General features: G+C 58.1%; 14 protein-coding genes. 6 read left to right on the forward strand and 8 right to left on the reverse strand.

Features of this window, described 5'->3' with window-relative positions; translation table 11 throughout:
* Positions 1-101: 101 nt before the first annotated feature.
* The gene (gene hemL, locus AC6CWS_RS05365; RefSeq protein WP_017900647.1) at positions 102-1,382 is read right to left on the reverse strand and encodes a glutamate-1-semialdehyde 2,1-aminomutase; all 1,281 of its coding nucleotides are present in this window, start codon (positions 1,380-1,382) and stop codon (positions 102-104) included.
* Positions 1,383-1,562: 180 nt separating this feature from the next.
* Here hemL and clcA point away from each other — a divergent pair, with 180 nt between their 5' ends.
* Together clcA and erpA are read left to right on the forward strand one after the other, a co-directional pair.
* Entirely contained in the window at positions 1,563-2,981 is a 1,419-nt protein-coding gene (clcA, locus tag AC6CWS_RS05370) for a H(+)/Cl(-) exchange transporter ClcA (RefSeq protein WP_077269660.1), read from the forward strand.
* 81 nt (positions 2,982-3,062) lie between these two features.
* Positions 3,063-3,407: an iron-sulfur cluster insertion protein ErpA gene (gene erpA, locus AC6CWS_RS05375; RefSeq protein ID WP_002889275.1), complete on the forward strand. Its 345-nt coding sequence runs from the start codon at positions 3,063-3,065 to the stop codon at positions 3,405-3,407.
* An 81-nt stretch (positions 3,408-3,488) separates the two neighbouring features.
* Here the strand turns inward: erpA and AC6CWS_RS05380 are convergent, their stop codons facing one another.
* Genes AC6CWS_RS05380 through mtnN form a run of 3 tightly spaced genes read right to left on the reverse strand, consistent with a single transcriptional unit; the run spans position 3,489 to position 5,643 of the window.
* Positions 3,489-4,115 carry a TRIC cation channel family protein gene (locus tag AC6CWS_RS05380; RefSeq protein WP_065882737.1) on the reverse strand — a complete coding sequence of 209 codons (627 nt, stop codon included), beginning with the start codon at positions 4,113-4,115 and terminating at the stop codon, positions 3,489-3,491.
* A gap of 36 nt (positions 4,116-4,151) precedes the next feature.
* Positions 4,152-4,952, reverse strand: a complete 801-nt coding sequence (gene btuF, locus AC6CWS_RS05385; protein WP_023292039.1) for a vitamin B12 ABC transporter substrate-binding protein BtuF — start codon at positions 4,950-4,952, stop codon at positions 4,152-4,154.
* The gene (gene mtnN / locus AC6CWS_RS05390; protein WP_004204440.1) at positions 4,945-5,643 is read right to left on the reverse strand and encodes a 5'-methylthioadenosine/S-adenosylhomocysteine nucleosidase; all 699 of its coding nucleotides are present in this window, start codon (positions 5,641-5,643) and stop codon (positions 4,945-4,947) included. Before mtnN ends, btuF begins: the two co-directional genes overlap by 8 nt.
* An 83-nt stretch (positions 5,644-5,726) precedes the next feature.
* On the opposite strand from mtnN, the gene dgt reads away from it, so the two are divergent.
* The 3 genes from dgt (at position 5,727) to cdaR (ending at position 10,133) form a co-directional block, all read left to right on the forward strand.
* Positions 5,727-7,241, forward strand: coding sequence for a dGTPase (gene dgt / locus AC6CWS_RS05395; protein ID WP_049013573.1), 1,515 nt, complete (start codon positions 5,727-5,729; stop codon positions 7,239-7,241).
* A gap of 134 nt (positions 7,242-7,375) precedes the next feature.
* The gene (gene degP, locus AC6CWS_RS05400; protein WP_023292042.1) at positions 7,376-8,809 is read left to right on the forward strand and encodes a serine endoprotease DegP; all 1,434 of its coding nucleotides are present in this window, start codon (positions 7,376-7,378) and stop codon (positions 8,807-8,809) included.
* Positions 8,810-8,975: 166 nt separating this feature from the next.
* Entirely contained in the window at positions 8,976-10,133 is a 1,158-nt protein-coding gene (gene cdaR / locus AC6CWS_RS05405; protein ID WP_023292043.1) for a DNA-binding transcriptional regulator CdaR, read from the forward strand.
* A 118-nt stretch (positions 10,134-10,251) separates the two neighbouring features.
* Here the strand turns inward: cdaR and AC6CWS_RS05410 are convergent, their stop codons facing one another.
* The 4 genes from AC6CWS_RS05410 to map all read right to left on the reverse strand — a co-directional run bounded on the left by AC6CWS_RS05410 (position 10,252) and on the right by map (position 15,116).
* Positions 10,252-10,638: a DUF3461 family protein gene (locus tag AC6CWS_RS05410; RefSeq protein WP_002889292.1), complete on the reverse strand. Its 387-nt coding sequence runs from the start codon at positions 10,636-10,638 to the stop codon at positions 10,252-10,254.
* 107 nt (positions 10,639-10,745) lie between these two features.
* Complete coding sequence (gene dapD / locus AC6CWS_RS05415) at positions 10,746-11,570, reverse strand: 2,3,4,5-tetrahydropyridine-2,6-dicarboxylate N-succinyltransferase (RefSeq protein ID WP_002889295.1); 825 nt, start codon at positions 11,568-11,570, stop codon at positions 10,746-10,748.
* A gap of 30 nt (positions 11,571-11,600) precedes the next feature.
* Positions 11,601-14,264: a bifunctional uridylyltransferase/uridylyl-removing protein GlnD gene (gene glnD, locus AC6CWS_RS05420; RefSeq protein ID WP_023292044.1), complete on the reverse strand. Its 2,664-nt coding sequence runs from the start codon at positions 14,262-14,264 to the stop codon at positions 11,601-11,603.
* A 57-nt stretch (positions 14,265-14,321) separates the two neighbouring features.
* Positions 14,322-15,116, reverse strand: a complete 795-nt coding sequence (map, locus tag AC6CWS_RS05425) for a type I methionyl aminopeptidase (protein WP_004204446.1) — start codon at positions 15,114-15,116, stop codon at positions 14,322-14,324.
* A gap of 323 nt (positions 15,117-15,439) precedes the next feature.
* On the opposite strand from map, the gene rpsB reads away from it, so the two are divergent.
* The gene (gene rpsB, locus AC6CWS_RS05430) at positions 15,440-16,165 is read left to right on the forward strand and encodes a 30S ribosomal protein S2 (RefSeq protein ID WP_004204447.1); all 726 of its coding nucleotides are present in this window, start codon (positions 15,440-15,442) and stop codon (positions 16,163-16,165) included.
* The last annotated feature ends 107 nt before the right edge of the window (positions 16,166-16,272 follow it).

The following is a 16,272-nucleotide window of genomic DNA, read 5'->3' on the forward strand; positions in this document are numbered from 1 at the left end:
AGTGCTTACCGGGGCTACAGCGCTGTGCGATTTGGTAGCCCGGATAAGGCGCAATGCGCCGCATCCGGGAAAATCCCTGCGTCACCAGGCATTCAAGCACCTTACAGTTTGGCAAATACCCGGCGCGCGGCGTCGATGGTATTGTCGATATCTTCCTCGCTGTGGGCGACGGACATAAAGCCGGCCTCAAACGCTGACGGCGCCAGGTACACGCCTTCCTCCAGCATCAGATGGAAGAAGCGCTTGAAGCGTTCGACGTCGCACTTCACCACGTCCTGATAGCAGGTGACGGTTTCGGCATCGGTAAAGAAGATGCCGAACATGCCGCCGACGTTATTGACCACCAGCGGGATCCCGGCGTCACGCGCCGCATCCAGCAGGCCTTGCGCCAGCTGGTTGGTCAGCTCGGTGAGGGTTTCATGCACGCCCGGCTGCGCCACTTCGCTTAAGCAGGCGAAGCCGGCGGCCATGGCGATCGGGTTACCGGAGAGGGTTCCGGCCTGGTAGACCGGACCGGTGGGCGCCAGCGCGTCCATCACCTCGCGACGGCCGCCGAAGGCGCCTACCGGCATCCCGCCGCCGATGATTTTCCCGAGACAGGTCAGATCCGGCTCCACGCCGTAATAAGCCTGCGCGCCCGCCAGCGCCACGCGGAAGCCGGTCATCACTTCGTCGATGATCAGCAGGGCGCCAAATTCGTCGCACAGCGCGCGCAGGCCCGGCAGGAACTCCGGCTGCGGCGGAATGCAGTTCATATTCCCGGCGACCGGCTCGACGATGATGCAGGCGATATCCTGCGGATACTGCTCGAACGCCGCGCGCACGGAGGCGAGGTCGTTATAGGTGCAGGTCAGGGTATGTTTGGCGAAATCAGCCGGCACGCCCGGCGAGTTCGGCTGGCCGAGGGTCAGCGCGCCGGAACCGGCTTTCACCAGCAGGCAGTCGGCATGGCCGTGGTAGCAGCCTTCGAACTTGATGATCTTGTCGCGGCCTGTGAAACCGCGCGCCAGGCGAATCGCGCTCATGGTGGCTTCGGTACCGGAGTTCACCATGCGCACCATATCCATGGTCGGCACCAGCTCGGTCACCAGCGCCGCCATTTTTACTTCCATTTCGGTCGGCGCGCCAAAGCTCAGGCCGCGGGACGCCGCCTCGATCACCGCGTTGCGGATCGCCGGATGGTTGTGGCCCAGCACCATCGGACCCCAGGAGCCGACATAATCGATATAGGCTTTTCCATCCACGTCATAGAGGTAAGCGCCATCCGCGCGTTCGATAAACAGCGGGGTGCCGCCGACGCCGGTGAAGGCGCGGACCGGCGAGTTAACGCCGCCGGGGATCAGTTCACGCGCAGCGTGGTACAGATTTTCAGATTTGCTCATGGCCAGGGTCCTGGTTCGTGAAAAATGTTTTATCGGCTATTCTAAGTTATTCCAGGATGGTTATGAAAGTTTTGCCCAATTGAAACAATGTGCCGCAAGGGCATTTTTTTGACGACGCAGCGCGCCGGGGCGGCTAAAATGCCTCTCTCTTCATTTGTATTACCAATAATTGATAACGGCATGAAAGCAGAAACTCCCTCTTTTGAAGCACATCAGTTCGTGCGGGTGCGTCGCGGCGATGCGGTGCGCCGGTTGATTCAGCGCGATAAAACGCCGCTGGCGGTGCTGTTTATGGCGGCGGTGGTCGGCACGCTGGCCGGACTGGTGGGCGTGGCGTTTGAAAAGAGCGTGAACTGGGTGCAGAACCAGCGGATCGGCGCCCTGGCGCAGGTGGCGGACCACTGGTATCTGGTCTGGCCGCTGGCGTTTATCTTGTCGGCGCTGCTGGCGATGGTCGGCTATTTCCTCGTGCGCCGCTTTGCGCCGGAGGCTGGCGGATCGGGGATCCCGGAAATCGAAGGGGCGCTGGAGGAGCTGCGGCCGGTGCGCTGGTGGCGCGTGCTGCCGGTGAAATTCATCGGCGGCATGGGGACCCTGGGCGCCGGAATGGTGCTGGGACGCGAGGGGCCGATGGTGCAGCTTGGCGGCAACATTGGACGCATGGTGCTGGATATTTTCCACATGCGCAGTCCGGAAGCGCGGCACACGCTGCTGGCGACCGGTGCGGCGTCGGGGCTCTCAGCGGCCTTTAACGCGCCGCTGGCCGGTATCCTGTTTATCATCGAAGAGATGCGCCCGCAGTTCCGCTACAACCTGATCTCCATTAAAGCGGTATTTACCGGCGTGATCATGTCGAGCATTGTGTTTCGCATTTTCAACGGCGAGGCGGCAATTATAGAGGTGGGCAAGCTGAGCAATGCCCCGGTGAATACCCTGTGGCTGTACCTGGTGCTGGGGATGCTGTTTGGCTGCTTTGGCCCGCTGTTTAATTTTCTGGTGCTACGCACCCAGGATCTGTTCCAGCGCATTCACGGCGGCAACATCAAAAAATGGGTGTTAATTGGCGGGGTCATCGGCGGGCTTTGCGGCCTGCTGGGGCTGATGCAGCCCTCCGCGGTGGGGGGCGGCTTTAACCTGATCCCCATCGCCGCCGCCGGTAACTTCTCCGTCGGTTTGCTGCTGTTCATCTTTATTGCCCGCGTGGTGACCACGCTGATCTGCTTCTCTTCCGGCGCGCCGGGCGGCATTTTCGCTCCGATGCTGGCGCTCGGCACGCTGCTGGGCACGGCGTTCGGCATGGCGGCTATTCCGCTGTTTCCGTCCTACCATCTCGATGCCGGCACCTTCGCCATTGCCGGTATGGGGGCGCTGCTCGCCGCCTCGGTGCGCGCGCCGCTGACCGGGATTGTGCTGGTGCTGGAGATGACCGATAACTATCAGCTCATTTTGCCAATGATTATTACCTGCCTTGGCGCAACACTACTGGCGCAATTCCTCGGCGGTAAGCCTTTGTATTCGACCATTCTGCAACGTACTCTGGCGAAGCAGGAGGCCGAGCAGGCGGCAAAAGCGCAGCAGGCACCCCGGGAGAATACTTGAACGATTTACCAGGGTATTAGATAATGGCTCAAAAGGTCCGGTTATTCTTTAACCGGCCGGAAGTATCAATGGGAGCAAAAAATGAGTGATGACGTAGCGTTGCCGCTGGAGTTTACCGAAGCCGCAGCCAATAAAGTAAAACACCTGATTGCGGATGAAGATAATCCGAACCTGAAACTGCGCGTGTATATCACCGGCGGCGGTTGCAGCGGTTTCCAGTATGGCTTCACCTTCGACGATCAGGTGAACGAAGGGGATATGACCATTGAGAAACAGGGTGTCGGCCTGGTGGTTGACCCGATGAGCCTGCAGTACCTGGTCGGCGGCTCTGTCGACTATACCGAAGGGCTGGAAGGTTCACGCTTTATCGTGACCAACCCGAATGCGAAAAGCACCTGCGGCTGCGGGTCCTCGTTCAGCGTTTAAAGCGAGCGCGGCAGGGGCTTTTTCTCGCAGCGAGAGGGCGCCAACGCTAAAAACGGTAACCTCAGGGTTACCGTTTTGCTTTTATGGCCGTCCGTTATCGTCCAGGGCAAACGTCGGCAGCTTCAGGTGCCAGCGGATCGCCGCCAGCCGGATCGCCAGGGTCACCAACATCCCCATCATTGCCGAATTCTCCAGCGGGAGATGGAAGGTGTCGTGCGCGGTGGCGTGGACAATGCCGCCGACAATACAGGCGGTGGCGTAGATCTCGGTACGCAGAATCATAGGAATTTCGCGCGCCAGCACGTCGCGGATTATCCCGCCGCCAACGCCGGTCACCACCCCCATGCATACCGCTACCAGCGGGCCGCTGCCGGCGAGAAAGGCTTTATTGACGCCGATGCCGACAAACACCGCTAAACCGACGGCGTCGAGCACCGGCAGGATCCATTTCGGCAGCCGGCGCGGCTGGCGGACCAGCAGGATGGTCAGCATGCTGGTGACCATCGCCACCACCAGATCGGTGGGATCTTTGACCCAGAATACCGGGCCATTCGCCAGCGCCATGTCGCGGATGGTTCCGCCGCCCACCGCCGTCACCACGCCTAACACCAGCACGCCAAACGGGTCCATGCGTAATTTTCCGGCCAGCAGAACGCCGGAGATCGCGAAAACGGCCGTGCCAATAATATCCAGCCAATAGACAAGCATCGTTGATTCCCACTGAACATCCGCTTTACCGGATGGTTATTTTACCTGGTCGAGCGCCGCACAAAGTTGTTTGGCGGCGAGGATAATACGTGGGCTTGCGCGTTCAAACCAGTCGCTGTGTAACGCAATCAACGAAATGGTGAGCTGATGTTGCCAAAAGCGCTGCGCCTCGGCGATGCGGCTGGCGTCGCCGGTCACCACAATCGCCTGCGGCTGACGGGCCAGCACCTGTTCGCGGCTCACCTGCGGCCAGGGAACACGGCTGGCGGCAAAGATATTCTCGCCGCCGCACAGCCTCAGCACCTGATCCTGAATCGAGCCGGGGCCGCTGGTGAACAGCGGGGCGGAACCGAACTGCAGGAAGACGCGTTTCTTCGGCGCGCTGGCATAGCGCGCTTTCAGTGCATCGTATTCCTGCTGCATCGCCTGCGCCGCCTGCTGCGCTTTTTCCGGCTGCGGGCTCCACTTCGCCAGTTGACGCAGGGTGGCGATGATCTCTTCGATGGTCGAAGTCTGCACCCAGAGGACGTGGATCCCCAGGGACTGCAGCTGGTTAACCTGACGTTCGGCATTACCGCCGCGCCAGGCCAGCACCAGGTCTGGCTTTAACGCTACGATGCGCTCCAGGTTCATCCCCTGCCAGCTGGCAACCTGCTCAATCGTTTTGGCCTGCGGCGGATAATCGGAATAGCTACTGACGCCGACCGGCGTGATCCCGGCGGCAAAGGCCAGTTCGGTATTGGCGGGGGAGAGGGTGATCACCCGCGGCGCGGCCAGCAGCCACGCCGGGGCGAGTAACAGCAGCGCGGCAAGCGCGAAGGAGAGCGACTTAGCCACGTGCCAGGTTCTGGACCAGATTCTCCACCATCAGGGTGGACTGTCGGGCGGCGACCGCAAGGAACTCCTCAAAGCTGAGGTGAGACTGCTGGTCGGCCACATCGGAGATGGCGCGAACCACCACGAAGGGAACCTTAAAGTTATGGCAAACGTGAGCGATAGCGGTCGCTTCCATTTCCACAGCGATCGCCTGCGGGAAATTATGGCGGATCTTCGCCAGACCGACAGAGCCGTTAATGAAGGCATCGCCGCTGACGATCAGGCCGCGAACGGCATTGAGATCTAACGCGTTAATGCAGCTCTCCGCGGCGGCCACCAGTTTTTCGTCCGCTTTAAAGCCCGCCGGGCAGCCAGGCAGCTGGCCGTACTCATAACCGAAGGCGGTGACGTCGGCGTCGTGGTAGCGCGCTTCATCGGAGACGACGATATCGCCGACCTTCAGCGTCGGCGCCAGGCCGCCGGCAGAGCCGGTATTAATGATCACGTCAGGCTGGCAACGCTCCAGCAGCAGGGTCGCGCCCATCGCCGCCGCCACTTTCCCGATACCAGACTTCAGCAGCGCGACGTCAACGCCGTGAAGTTGGCCGGTATAGATTTCGCTCCCGCCAATAGTGATAGTCTGGCGGTTTTCGATTTTGTCGCGCAGAAGGGTAACTTCCTCTTCCATAGCGCCAATAATGCCAATTTTCATAGATTTACTCGCGATGTGTCAGGTTTAGTTGCATAGTCTATCATGCGCTTAAGGGGAAGCGTATTGCTCGCGCGGGAGAGGCTATGGCAAAGATTGATTTTCGCAACAAGATAAACTGGCGTCGACGCTTCCGTTCGCCGCCGCGTGTCGAGACGGAGCGCGACATCCTGCGGATCTTCGAAAGCGATCGGGGACGGATCGTCAACTCGCCGGCCATCCGTCGCTTACAGCAAAAAACTCAGGTCTTCCCGCTGGAGCGCAACGCGGCGGTGCGTACCCGTCTGACCCACTCGCTGGAGGTGCAGCAGGTGGGGCGTTACATCGCCAAAGAGGTACTGAGCCGGCTGAAAGAGCAGAGGCTGCTGGAAGAGTATGGCCTGGAAGAGCTGACCGGGCCATTCGAGAGCGTGGTGGAGATGGCCTGCCTGATGCACGATATCGGCAACCCGCCGTTTGGCCATTTTGGCGAGGCGGCGATTAACGACTGGTTCCGCCAGCGTCTGGCGCCCGGCGATGCGCTCGGGCAGCCGCTGACCGACGATCGCTGTGAAGTGCAGGCATTACGCCTGCAGGAGGGGGAAACGTCGCTTAACGCGCTGCGCCGCAAAGTGCGCCAGGATCTCTGTTGCTTTGAGGGCAACGCCCAGGGCATTCGTCTGGTCCATACGCTGATGCGCATGAATCTAACCTGGGCGCAGGTCGGCTGTATTCTGAAATATACTCGTCCGGCGTGGTGGTCCGAGGCGACGCCAGCCAGCCACAGTTATTTAATGAAGAAGCCTGGCTACTATTTAGCCGAAGAGGAGTATGTGGCGCGCCTGCGTAAAGAACTGGATCTGGCGCCTTACAATCGGTTCCCATTAACCTGGATTATGGAAGCCGCGGATGACATCTCATATTGCGTCGCGGATCTCGAGGACGCGGTGGAAAAACGTATTTTCAGCGCTGAGCAGCTTTATCAGCATCTTTACGACGCCTGGGGCAGCCATGAAAAAGGATCGTTATTCTCGCAGGTGGTGGAAAATGCCTGGGAGAAATCACGAGCCAATTCCCTGAAGCAGAGCGCGGAAGATCAGTTTTTTATGTATTTGCGGGTGAACACGCTGAATAAGCTGGTGCCCTACGCGGCGCGCCGATTTATTGACAACCTGCCGGCCATCTTTACGGGCGACTTTAATCATGCGCTGCTCGAGGACGACAGCGATTGCAGTCAGCTGCTGGAGCTTTATAAAAATGTGGCGATGAAACAGGTGTTTAGCCATCCGGATGTCGAGCAGCTGGAATTGCAGGGCTACCGGGTGATCAGCGGCCTGCTGGATATCTATCAGCCGCTGCTGAAATTATCACTGGAGGATTTCAGCGAATTAGTGGCGCAGGAGCGGGTACGGCGTTTACCCATTGCCTCCCGGCTGTATCAGAAACTTTCAACCCGCCACCGGCTGGCCTATGTGGAAGCGGTAAATAAGCTCGCGCGCACAGCGCCTGAATTTGCGCTGATGGAATACTATTATCGCTGCCGTCTGATTCAGGATTATATCAGCGGGATGACGGATTTATATGCGTGGGATGAATATCGACGACTGATGGCGGTGGAATAGGCTGGAGTTTTGTAAAGATGGACAATAAATTTTTACTTTTTCCAGAAACTTAATTCCGGAACTTAGCGCTATAAAATGACTCTGATAGTCACGTACACAGCAACTTTCGTTTTCTGATATTGAGATTGAAACTGATGAAAAAAACCACGTTAGCAATGAGTGCACTGGCTCTGAGTTTAGGTCTGGCATTGTCCCCGCTCTCTGCGAGCGCGGCGGAAACGGCATCTTCGGCCACTAACGCGCAGCAGATGCCAAGCCTGGCCCCGATGCTGGAGAAAGTGATGCCGTCGGTGGTGAGCATTAACGTTGAAGGTAGCACCACCGTTAATACCCCACGGATGCCGCGTAACTTCCAGCAGTTCTTTGGCGATAACTCGCCGTTCTGCCAGGATGGTTCTCCATTCCAGAGTTCGCCGTTTTGCCAGGGCGGCGGACAGGGCGGTCAGCCTGACGGCGGCCAGCAGCAGAAATTCATGGCGCTGGGCTCCGGCGTGATTATTGATGCGGCCAAAGGGTATGTGGTGACCAACAACCACGTCGTGGACAACGCCACCACGATTAAGGTCCAGCTGAGCGATGGTCGTAAGTTTGATGCCAAAGTCGTGGGTAAGGACCCGCGCTCTGATATCGCGCTGATTCAGATTCAGGATCCGAAAAACCTGACGGCAATTAAGCTTGCCGACTCTGACGCGCTGCGCGTCGGCGACTACACCGTGGCTATCGGTAACCCGTTCGGTCTGGGCGAAACCGTGACCTCCGGGATTGTTTCCGCGCTGGGTCGTAGCGGCCTGAACGTGGAAAACTACGAAAACTTTATCCAGACCGATGCGGCGATTAACCGCGGGAACTCCGGCGGCGCGCTGGTGAATCTCAACGGCGAGCTGATCGGCATCAACACCGCCATTCTGGCGCCGGACGGCGGCAACATCGGTATCGGTTTCGCTATCCCGAGCAACATGGTGAAAAACCTGACCGAGCAGATGGTGAAATATGGCCAGGTGAAACGCGGCGAGCTCGGCATCATGGGCACCGAACTGAACTCTGAGCTGGCGAAAGCGATGAAAGTCGACGCCCAGCGCGGCGCCTTCGTCAGCCAGGTGATGCCGGGGTCGGCGGCCGCGAAAGCGGGCATTAAAGCCGGCGACGTGATCACCTCCCTCAACGGGAAGGCGATCAGCAGCTTCGCCGCGCTGCGTGCTCAGGTCGGCACCATGCCTATCGGCAGCAAGGTTGAGCTTGGCCTGCTGCGCGATGGCAAACCGGTGACCGTCACCGTCGAACTGCAGCAGAGCAACCAGACCCAGGTTGACTCCAGCACCATCTTCAACGGGATTGAAGGGGCGGAAATGAGCAACAAGGGTCAGGACAAAGGCGTGGTGGTCAATAATGTGAAAGCCGGCACCCCGGCGGCGCAGATTGGCCTCAAGAAAGGCGACATCATTGTCGGGGCCAACCAGCAGCCGGTGAAAAACATCGCCGATCTGCGGAAAATCTTCGACGCCAAACCGTCCGTGCTGGCGCTGAACATTCAGCGCGGCGACGCCTCTATCTACCTGCTGCTGCAGTAATCGTCAGCGCTTGATCCCAGCCCCTTCCCTCGCCGAGGGCAGGGGCTTTTTTTCGTTCTGTGACCGCTTCCACAACTCCACATATCTCATCCGGGCTTCGGGCATATGCACAATGCAGCAGGGCGACGACTCTTTTATGCTGGTGCCCTGCAAAGGGGAGGATTACATGGCTGGCTGGCATCTCGATACCAAAATGGCGCAGGATATTGTGGCGCGGACGATGCGCATCATCGATACCAACATCAACGTGATGGATGCCCGCGGGCGGATTATCGGCAGCGGCGATCGGGAAAGGATTGGTGAATTGCACGAAGGCGCGCTGCTGGTGCTTTCTCAGGGGAGGGTGGTGGATATCGACGACGCGGTGGCTCGCCATCTGCACGGGGTGCGCCAGGGCATTAACCTGCCGCTGCGCCTGGAGGGGGAGATCGTCGGGGTGATCGGCCTGACCGGCGAGCCGGAGTCGCTGCGAAAATATGGCGAGCTGGTGTGCATGACGGCAGAGATGATGCTGGAGCAGTCGCGACTGATGCATCTCCTGGCGCAGGACAGCCGTCTGCGCGAAGAGCTGGTGATGAACCTGATTCAGGCGGAAGAGCATACCCCGGCGCTGAACGAATGGGCTCAGCGATTAGGCATCGACCTGAATCAGCCGCGCGTGGTGGCGATGATTGAGGTGGACAGCGGCCAGCTCGGCGTAGACAGCGCGATGGCGGAATTACAGCAACTGCAGAACGCGCTGACCACGCCCGATCGCCATAATCTCGTGGCCATTGTCTCGCTCACGGAAATGGTGGTGCTGAAACCGGCGCTGAACAGCTTTGGCCGCTGGGACGCCGACGATCACGTCCGGCGCGTCGAGCAGCTTATTGCCAGGATGAAAGAGAATGGCCAGCTCCGTTTCCGCGTGGCGTTGGGCAACTTCTTCACCGGCCCCGGGAGTATCGCCCGCTCTTACCGTACCGCTCGCACGACGATGATGGTGGGCAAGCAGCGGATGCCGGAGAGTCGCTGCTATTTCTATCAGGATTTGATGCTGCCGGTGCTGCTTGACAGCCTGCGCGGCGGCTGGCAGGCCAATGAGCTGGCCCGTCCGCTGGCGCGTCTCAAGGCGATGGATAACAACGGGCTGCTGCGGCGAACGCTGCAGGCGTGGTTTCGCCATAACGTGCAGCCGCTGGCGACGTCGAAGGCGCTGTTTATTCATCGCAATACGCTGGAGTACCGGTTGAATCGTATCTCGGAGCTGACGGGGCTGGATCTTGGCAGCTTTGACGACCGGCTGCTGCTGTATATCGCGCTGCAGCTGGATGAACAACGCTAAGGCGTGGAGGTAAAAAATGCCGGGTAGCGACTCGCCATACCCGGCCTGGACGATGCATGCTGTCGGTAGCGGCTTGATACCGCCAGCCCGGTCAGGCGACGCGCCGCCGGGGATGCGCTTACTTACGGGTGAGCTTTTCCAGATCGGCTTCGATTTCGCTGATCTTATTGGTGACCACGCTTTCCAGATGGCGTAAATCGTCGAGGATTTTACGCTTGAGATCGATTTCAGTGCGATCGCGCTGGCAGATCTGATCCAGCTCATCGATGACGTAGCGCAGATTGGGGCTGATCTCCTGGACCTCTTTGTAGCCCTGGCCGACGCCGTCGGCGACGACGGTTTTGCGCTGACGCGGATATTTGAACTTCACGCTCTTGGCGAAGAATTCGCCTTTGTCTTTCTGAAAATAGATTTTCAGAATGTCGTTGTTAGCTTCCTGCCGCAGGCTATAGCGATCGATCTCATCAGGGTTGGTAATGCCAAGACTTTTCAGATTATCGTACATAACGGTACCTTTGATAGCATCATAACCATTGAATAATTAACGAAAAAATCCATTCTCGCCAGCATCAAATATAAAAAAAGCGGGATATCTCCCGCTTTTTATTTGCTTTAGTCGATGGTGCGCAGCAGTTCGTTAATGCCGACCTTGCCGCGAGTTTTAGCATCGACTTTCTTCACGATCACTGCGCAGTACAGACTGTATTTACCATCTTTCGACGGCAGGTTGCCTGACACCACTACCGAGCCAGCCGGCACGCGGCCGTAGAAGACTTCGCCGGTTTCTCGATCGTAGATTTTGGTGCTCTGACCCAGGTAAACGCCCATGGAGATCACGGAGCCTTCTTCGACAATCACCCCTTCAACTACTTCAGAGCGCGCGCCGATGAAGCAGTTGTCTTCGATGATGGTCGGGTTCGCCTGCAGCGGCTCCAGTACGCCACCGATGCCGACGCCGCCGGACAGGTGAACGTTTTTACCGATCTGCGCGCAGGAGCCGACGGTGGCCCAGGTGTCAACCATGGTGCCTTCGTCAACGTAGGCGCCGATGTTAACGTAGGACGGCATCAGCACGGTGTTGCGGGCGATGAACGCGCCCTGGCGCACCGCTGCCGGCGGCACCACGCGGAAACCTTCTTTCTGGAAACGCGCTTCGTCATAGTCAGCGAATTTCATCGGTACTTTATCGAAGTAGCGGCTTTCCGCACCATCGATAACCTGGTTATCGTTAATACGGAAAGAGAGCAGTACCGCCTTCTTCAGCCACTGATGCGTCACCCACTGACCGTCGATCTTCTCAGCGACGCGCAGCGCGCCGGAATCCAGAAGGGCAATAACCTGGTTAACCGCTTCGCGGGTCACGGTATCCACATTGGCCGGCGTGATGTCGGCGCGACGCTCGAAGGCGGACTCAATAACGTTCTGTAACTGCTGCATTGTTTCTTTCCATTCACTAAAAAAAATACGTCACCCTTTATCGTTTGGATTGAGGGCCGCTGTCAACCGTTGTTGCACTTCTTGTTGCAGCTCATTATTAAGGGCACGCCGGTCGGCGGTAGCGATTATAAATAAATCTTCTACTCGCTCACCAATTGTCGTAATTCGCGCCCCGTGAAGCGAAATTCCGAGGTCGGCGAACACCTGACCGACGCGGGCGAGCAGCCCGGGCTGGTCAAGGGCAATCAGCTCGAGAAACGATTTGCGATCGGTATGGGTCGGCAGGAAATTCACCTCGGTGTCCACCGAAAAATGACGCAGCTTTGCCGCCTGACGACGGGGCGCCGGGGGCTCCCAACTGCGCTGGGTGATGGTCTGTTCCAGACCCTGGCGGATCGCCTCGTGGCGGTCGGCGGACAGCGGACTGCCGTCAGGCTCAAGGACGATAAAGGTATCCATCGCCATGCCGTCGCGGGTGGTGAAGATCTGCGCGTCGTGGACGCTGAGGTTGCGACGGTCCAGTTCGCCACACACCGCGGCGAACAGGTAAGGGCGATCCGGGCTCCAGATAAAAATCTCCGTTCCGCCGCGAGTGGCCTGCGAGCTCAGGAGGATCATCGGCTTATTCAGATCGTGGCGCAGCAGGTTGCGGGCGTGCCAGGCGAGCTGCGTCGGCGTATGTCGCACGAAATAGTTGGCGCGGCAGCGGTTCCAGATTTGATGCAGCGCCTCTTCATTAATATTGTCCATCCGCAGCAGGGCCAGCGCCTGCAGCTGATGGTGACGCACCCGTTCGCGCATGTCCGGGGTGCTTTGCATGCCGCGACGCAGCTGTTTTTCAGTGGCGAAATAGAGTTCGCGCAGCAGGCTCTGCTTCCAGCTGTTCCACAGGGTTTCGTTGGTGGCGCAGATATCGGCGACGGTCAGGCACACCAGATAGCGCAGGCGATTTTCCGTTTGCACCTCCTCGGCGAACTGCTTAATCACCTCCGGATCCTGAATATCGCGCCGCTGGGCGGTGACCGACATCAGCAGGTGGTGACGCACCAGCCAGGCGACCAGCTGCGTTTCACGGGAGTTCAGCCCGTGCAGTTCGGCAAATTTCAGCACATCCTGTGCGCCGAGGATCGAGTGGTCGCCGCCGCGCCCTTTGGCGATGTCGTGGAACAGGGCGGCGATTAAAATCAGCTCCGGGTGCGTTAAGCGCGGCCACAGTTCCACGCACAGCGGGTGGCGGCTACGGGTCTCTTCTTTAGCAAAGCTCTCCAGCTTGAGCATCACGCGGATGGTATGTTCATCGACGGTGTAGGCGTGAAACAGGTCGAACTGCATCTGGCCGACGATATGGGACCACTGCGGCATATAGGCCCACAGCACGCTGTGACGATGCATCGGCAGCAGTCCGCGACTCACTGCCCCCTGATGGCGCAGCATGCTGAGAAAGAGCGTGCGCGCCTCCGGGATATAGCACAGCGGCTGGGTCAGATGGCGGCGGGCGTGGCGCAGATGGCGCAACGTCGTGGAGTAGATGCCGGTGATGGTGCTGTTGCGCACCATGATATAAAACATGCGCAGAATGGCCTGCGGCTCGCGAATAAACAGCGTATCGTCACGCAGATCGATCAGCGTGCCGCGCAGCTGGAAATCATCATCGATCGGGCGCGGTTTTTCATCCTCGGTCAGGGCGAGGATGGCCTCTTCAAACAGCTGCAGCAGCATCTGGTTCAGCTCGCTCACCCGGCGGGTGACGCGGAAGAAGTCCTTCATCATATGCTCAATCGGCTGGTTGCCGTCGCCTTCATAGCCGAGCCGGCGGGCGACGCTGAGCTGGCGGTCGAAAAGCAGGCGGTTGTCATAGCGAGTGAGTTCGAGATGCAGCGCGAAGCGGATACGCCACAGCTGGTGCAGACACTCGTTGAGCTCATTGCGCTCGGCCTCGGTCAGAAAGCCGAAGCCGACCATCTCATCCATCGAGGTGGCGCCGAAATGGCGGCGAGCCACCCACTGTAGCGTATGGATATCGCGCAGGCCGCCGGGGCTGCTTTTCACGTCCGGCTCGAGGTTATAGCTGGTGCCGTGATAGCGCTGATGACGGACGTTCTGCTCTTCGACTTTCGCGGCGAAGAACTTTTCTGATGGCCAGAAGCCGTCGCTAAAAATATGTTTTTGCAGTTCAAGGAACAGCGCGACGTCGCCGATCAGCAGGCGCGATTCGATTAAGTTGGTGGCGACGGTGAGATCCGAAAGCCCTTCCAGCAGACACTCTTCGAGAGTGCGCACGCTGTGGCCTACCTCCAGTTTGACGTCCCACAGCAGCGTCAGCAGTTCGCCGACCTTTTGCGCCTGGTCGTCCGGCAGCTTTTTGCGGCTGAGGATCAGCAGATCGACGTCAGAGAGCGGATGCAGCTCGCCGCGGCCATAGCCGCCGACGGCCACCAGCGCCAGGTCGCAGACGGATTCAAAGCCGCAGGCGATCCACAACCGCTGCAGCAGCTGGTCGATAAATTCGGTGCGCGCCGCAATGAGCTGCTCCGCGGCGATACCGGCGTCAAACGCCTCGCCCAGCCAGTGCTGAAAGGTATCGATGTGCGCCTTAATTGCAGCACAGTTCAGATCGCCCTGCGGCCAGCTCACCGGATGTTCCGGCGGGATGGGCAGAAGGGGGGAGGCTGTGTCAGGTAATGAGTTGCTCATCGCGTCACCATAAGAAAAAACTATCTAATAAAAAAGCCGGCGGGCGCCGGCTTTTCATCATTCATCGTGCGAGATTATCGCCGGGATGGTGTCATCCTTACGTAGCGTCAGAATTTCGCAGCCGTTGTCTGTCACCACAATAGTATGCTCGTACTGCGCAGACAAGCTCCGGTCTTTGGTTTTCACCGTCCAGCCGTCTTTCATGCTGCGGATCTCTTTTTTACCGGCGTTGACCATCGGCTCGATGGTGAAGGTCATGCCTGGTTTGAGCACGACGTTGGTTTCCGGCGAGTCGTAGTGCAGCACCTGCGGCTCTTCATGGAAGCCCCGGCCGATGCCGTGACCACAGTATTCGCGAACCACGGAGAACCCTTCCGCTTCCACATATTTCTGGATCGCCGCGCCGATGGTGCGCAGGTTGATGCCCGGCTTCACCATCTTCAGCGCCAGGTACAGGCTTTCCTGAGTGATGCGGCACAGGCGCTCGCCAAGAATCGTCGGTTTGCCGACGATAAACATTTTGGAGGTATCGCCATGGAAATCATCTTTAATGACGGTCACGTCGATATTCACGATATCGCCATCTTTCAGCAGCTTGCCGTCGTCAGGGATACCGTGACAGACCACTTCGTTGACCGAAATGCAGACGGATTTCGGATAGCCGTGATAGCCGAGACAGGCGGAAATGGCCTTCTGCTCGTTAACGATATAGTCGTTACAGATACGGTCCAGTTCGCCAGTGCTGACGCCCGGCTTAACCCAGGGTTCGATCATTTCCAGCACTTCAGCGGCCAGGCGACCGGCAACGCGCATTTTTTCAATATCTTCAGATGTCTTAATAGAGATAGCCATGGAGTATGTCCAGCAGTGTCGATATTTTCGACAATAATAGAGTAAGTCCTGTCAATGGTAACAGTCCGGGCAGGCTGGTGCCAAACTGAGAATCATTAACAGCACGTGACGTCAACAAGAGTTGGTGTCTGGATGGATTTTGTGATATAAAGCGCGCCGGACTTCCGTTCCATCTCAGATACACAAGGATGGGACGTAAGCGACATCGCTCACTTTGTGTAATAACACACACGTATCGGCACATATTCCGGGGTGCCCTTCGGGGTCGGTAATATGGGATACGTGGAGGCATAACCCCAATTTAATCTATAGAGGTTTTAAACATGGCAACTGTTTCCATGCGCGACATGCTCAAGGCTGGTGTTCACTTCGGTCACCAGACCCGTTACTGGAACCCGAAAATGAAGCCGTTCATCTTCGGTGCGCGTAACAAAGTTCACATCATCAACCTTGAGAAAACCGTACCGATGTTCAACGACGCTCTGGCTGAACTGAACAAGATCGCTGCTCGTAAAGGTAAAATCCTTTTCGTTGGTACTAAGCGCGCTGCAAGCGAAGCGGTAAAAGACGCTGCTCTGAGCTGCGACCAGTTCTTCGTGAACCATCGCTGGCTGGGCGGTATGCTGACTAACTGGAAAACCGTTCGTCAGTCCATCAAACGTCTGAAAGACCTGGAAACTCAGTCCCAGGACGGTACTTTCGACAAGCTGACCAAAAAAGAAGCGCTGATGCGTACTCGTGAGCTGGACAAGCTGGAAAACAGCCTGGGCGGTATCAAAGACATGGGCGGCCTGCCGGACGCACTGTTCGTTATCGACGCTGACCACGAGCACATCGCTATCAAAGAAGCAAACAACCTGGGCATCCCGGTATTTGCTATCGTTGATACCAACTCTGATCCGGACGGCGTAGACTTCGTTATCCCGGGTAACGACGATGCAATCCGCGCAGTAAGCCTGTACCTGGGCGCTGTTGCTGCTACCGTTCGTGAAGGTCGCTCTCAGGACCTGGCTTCTCAGGCGGAAGAAAGCTTCGTAGAAGCTGAATAATAAGGTTTAAGCCCTTATTAGTACCGTGTATGAATAGGGGCCCATTATCGGCCCCTTTTTTCAATTTACGCTGTTTGGCCGTTGGCCGGGCAGTATCCACATCTCCC

It is taken from the genome of Klebsiella sp. M041, from assembly GCF_059759695.1.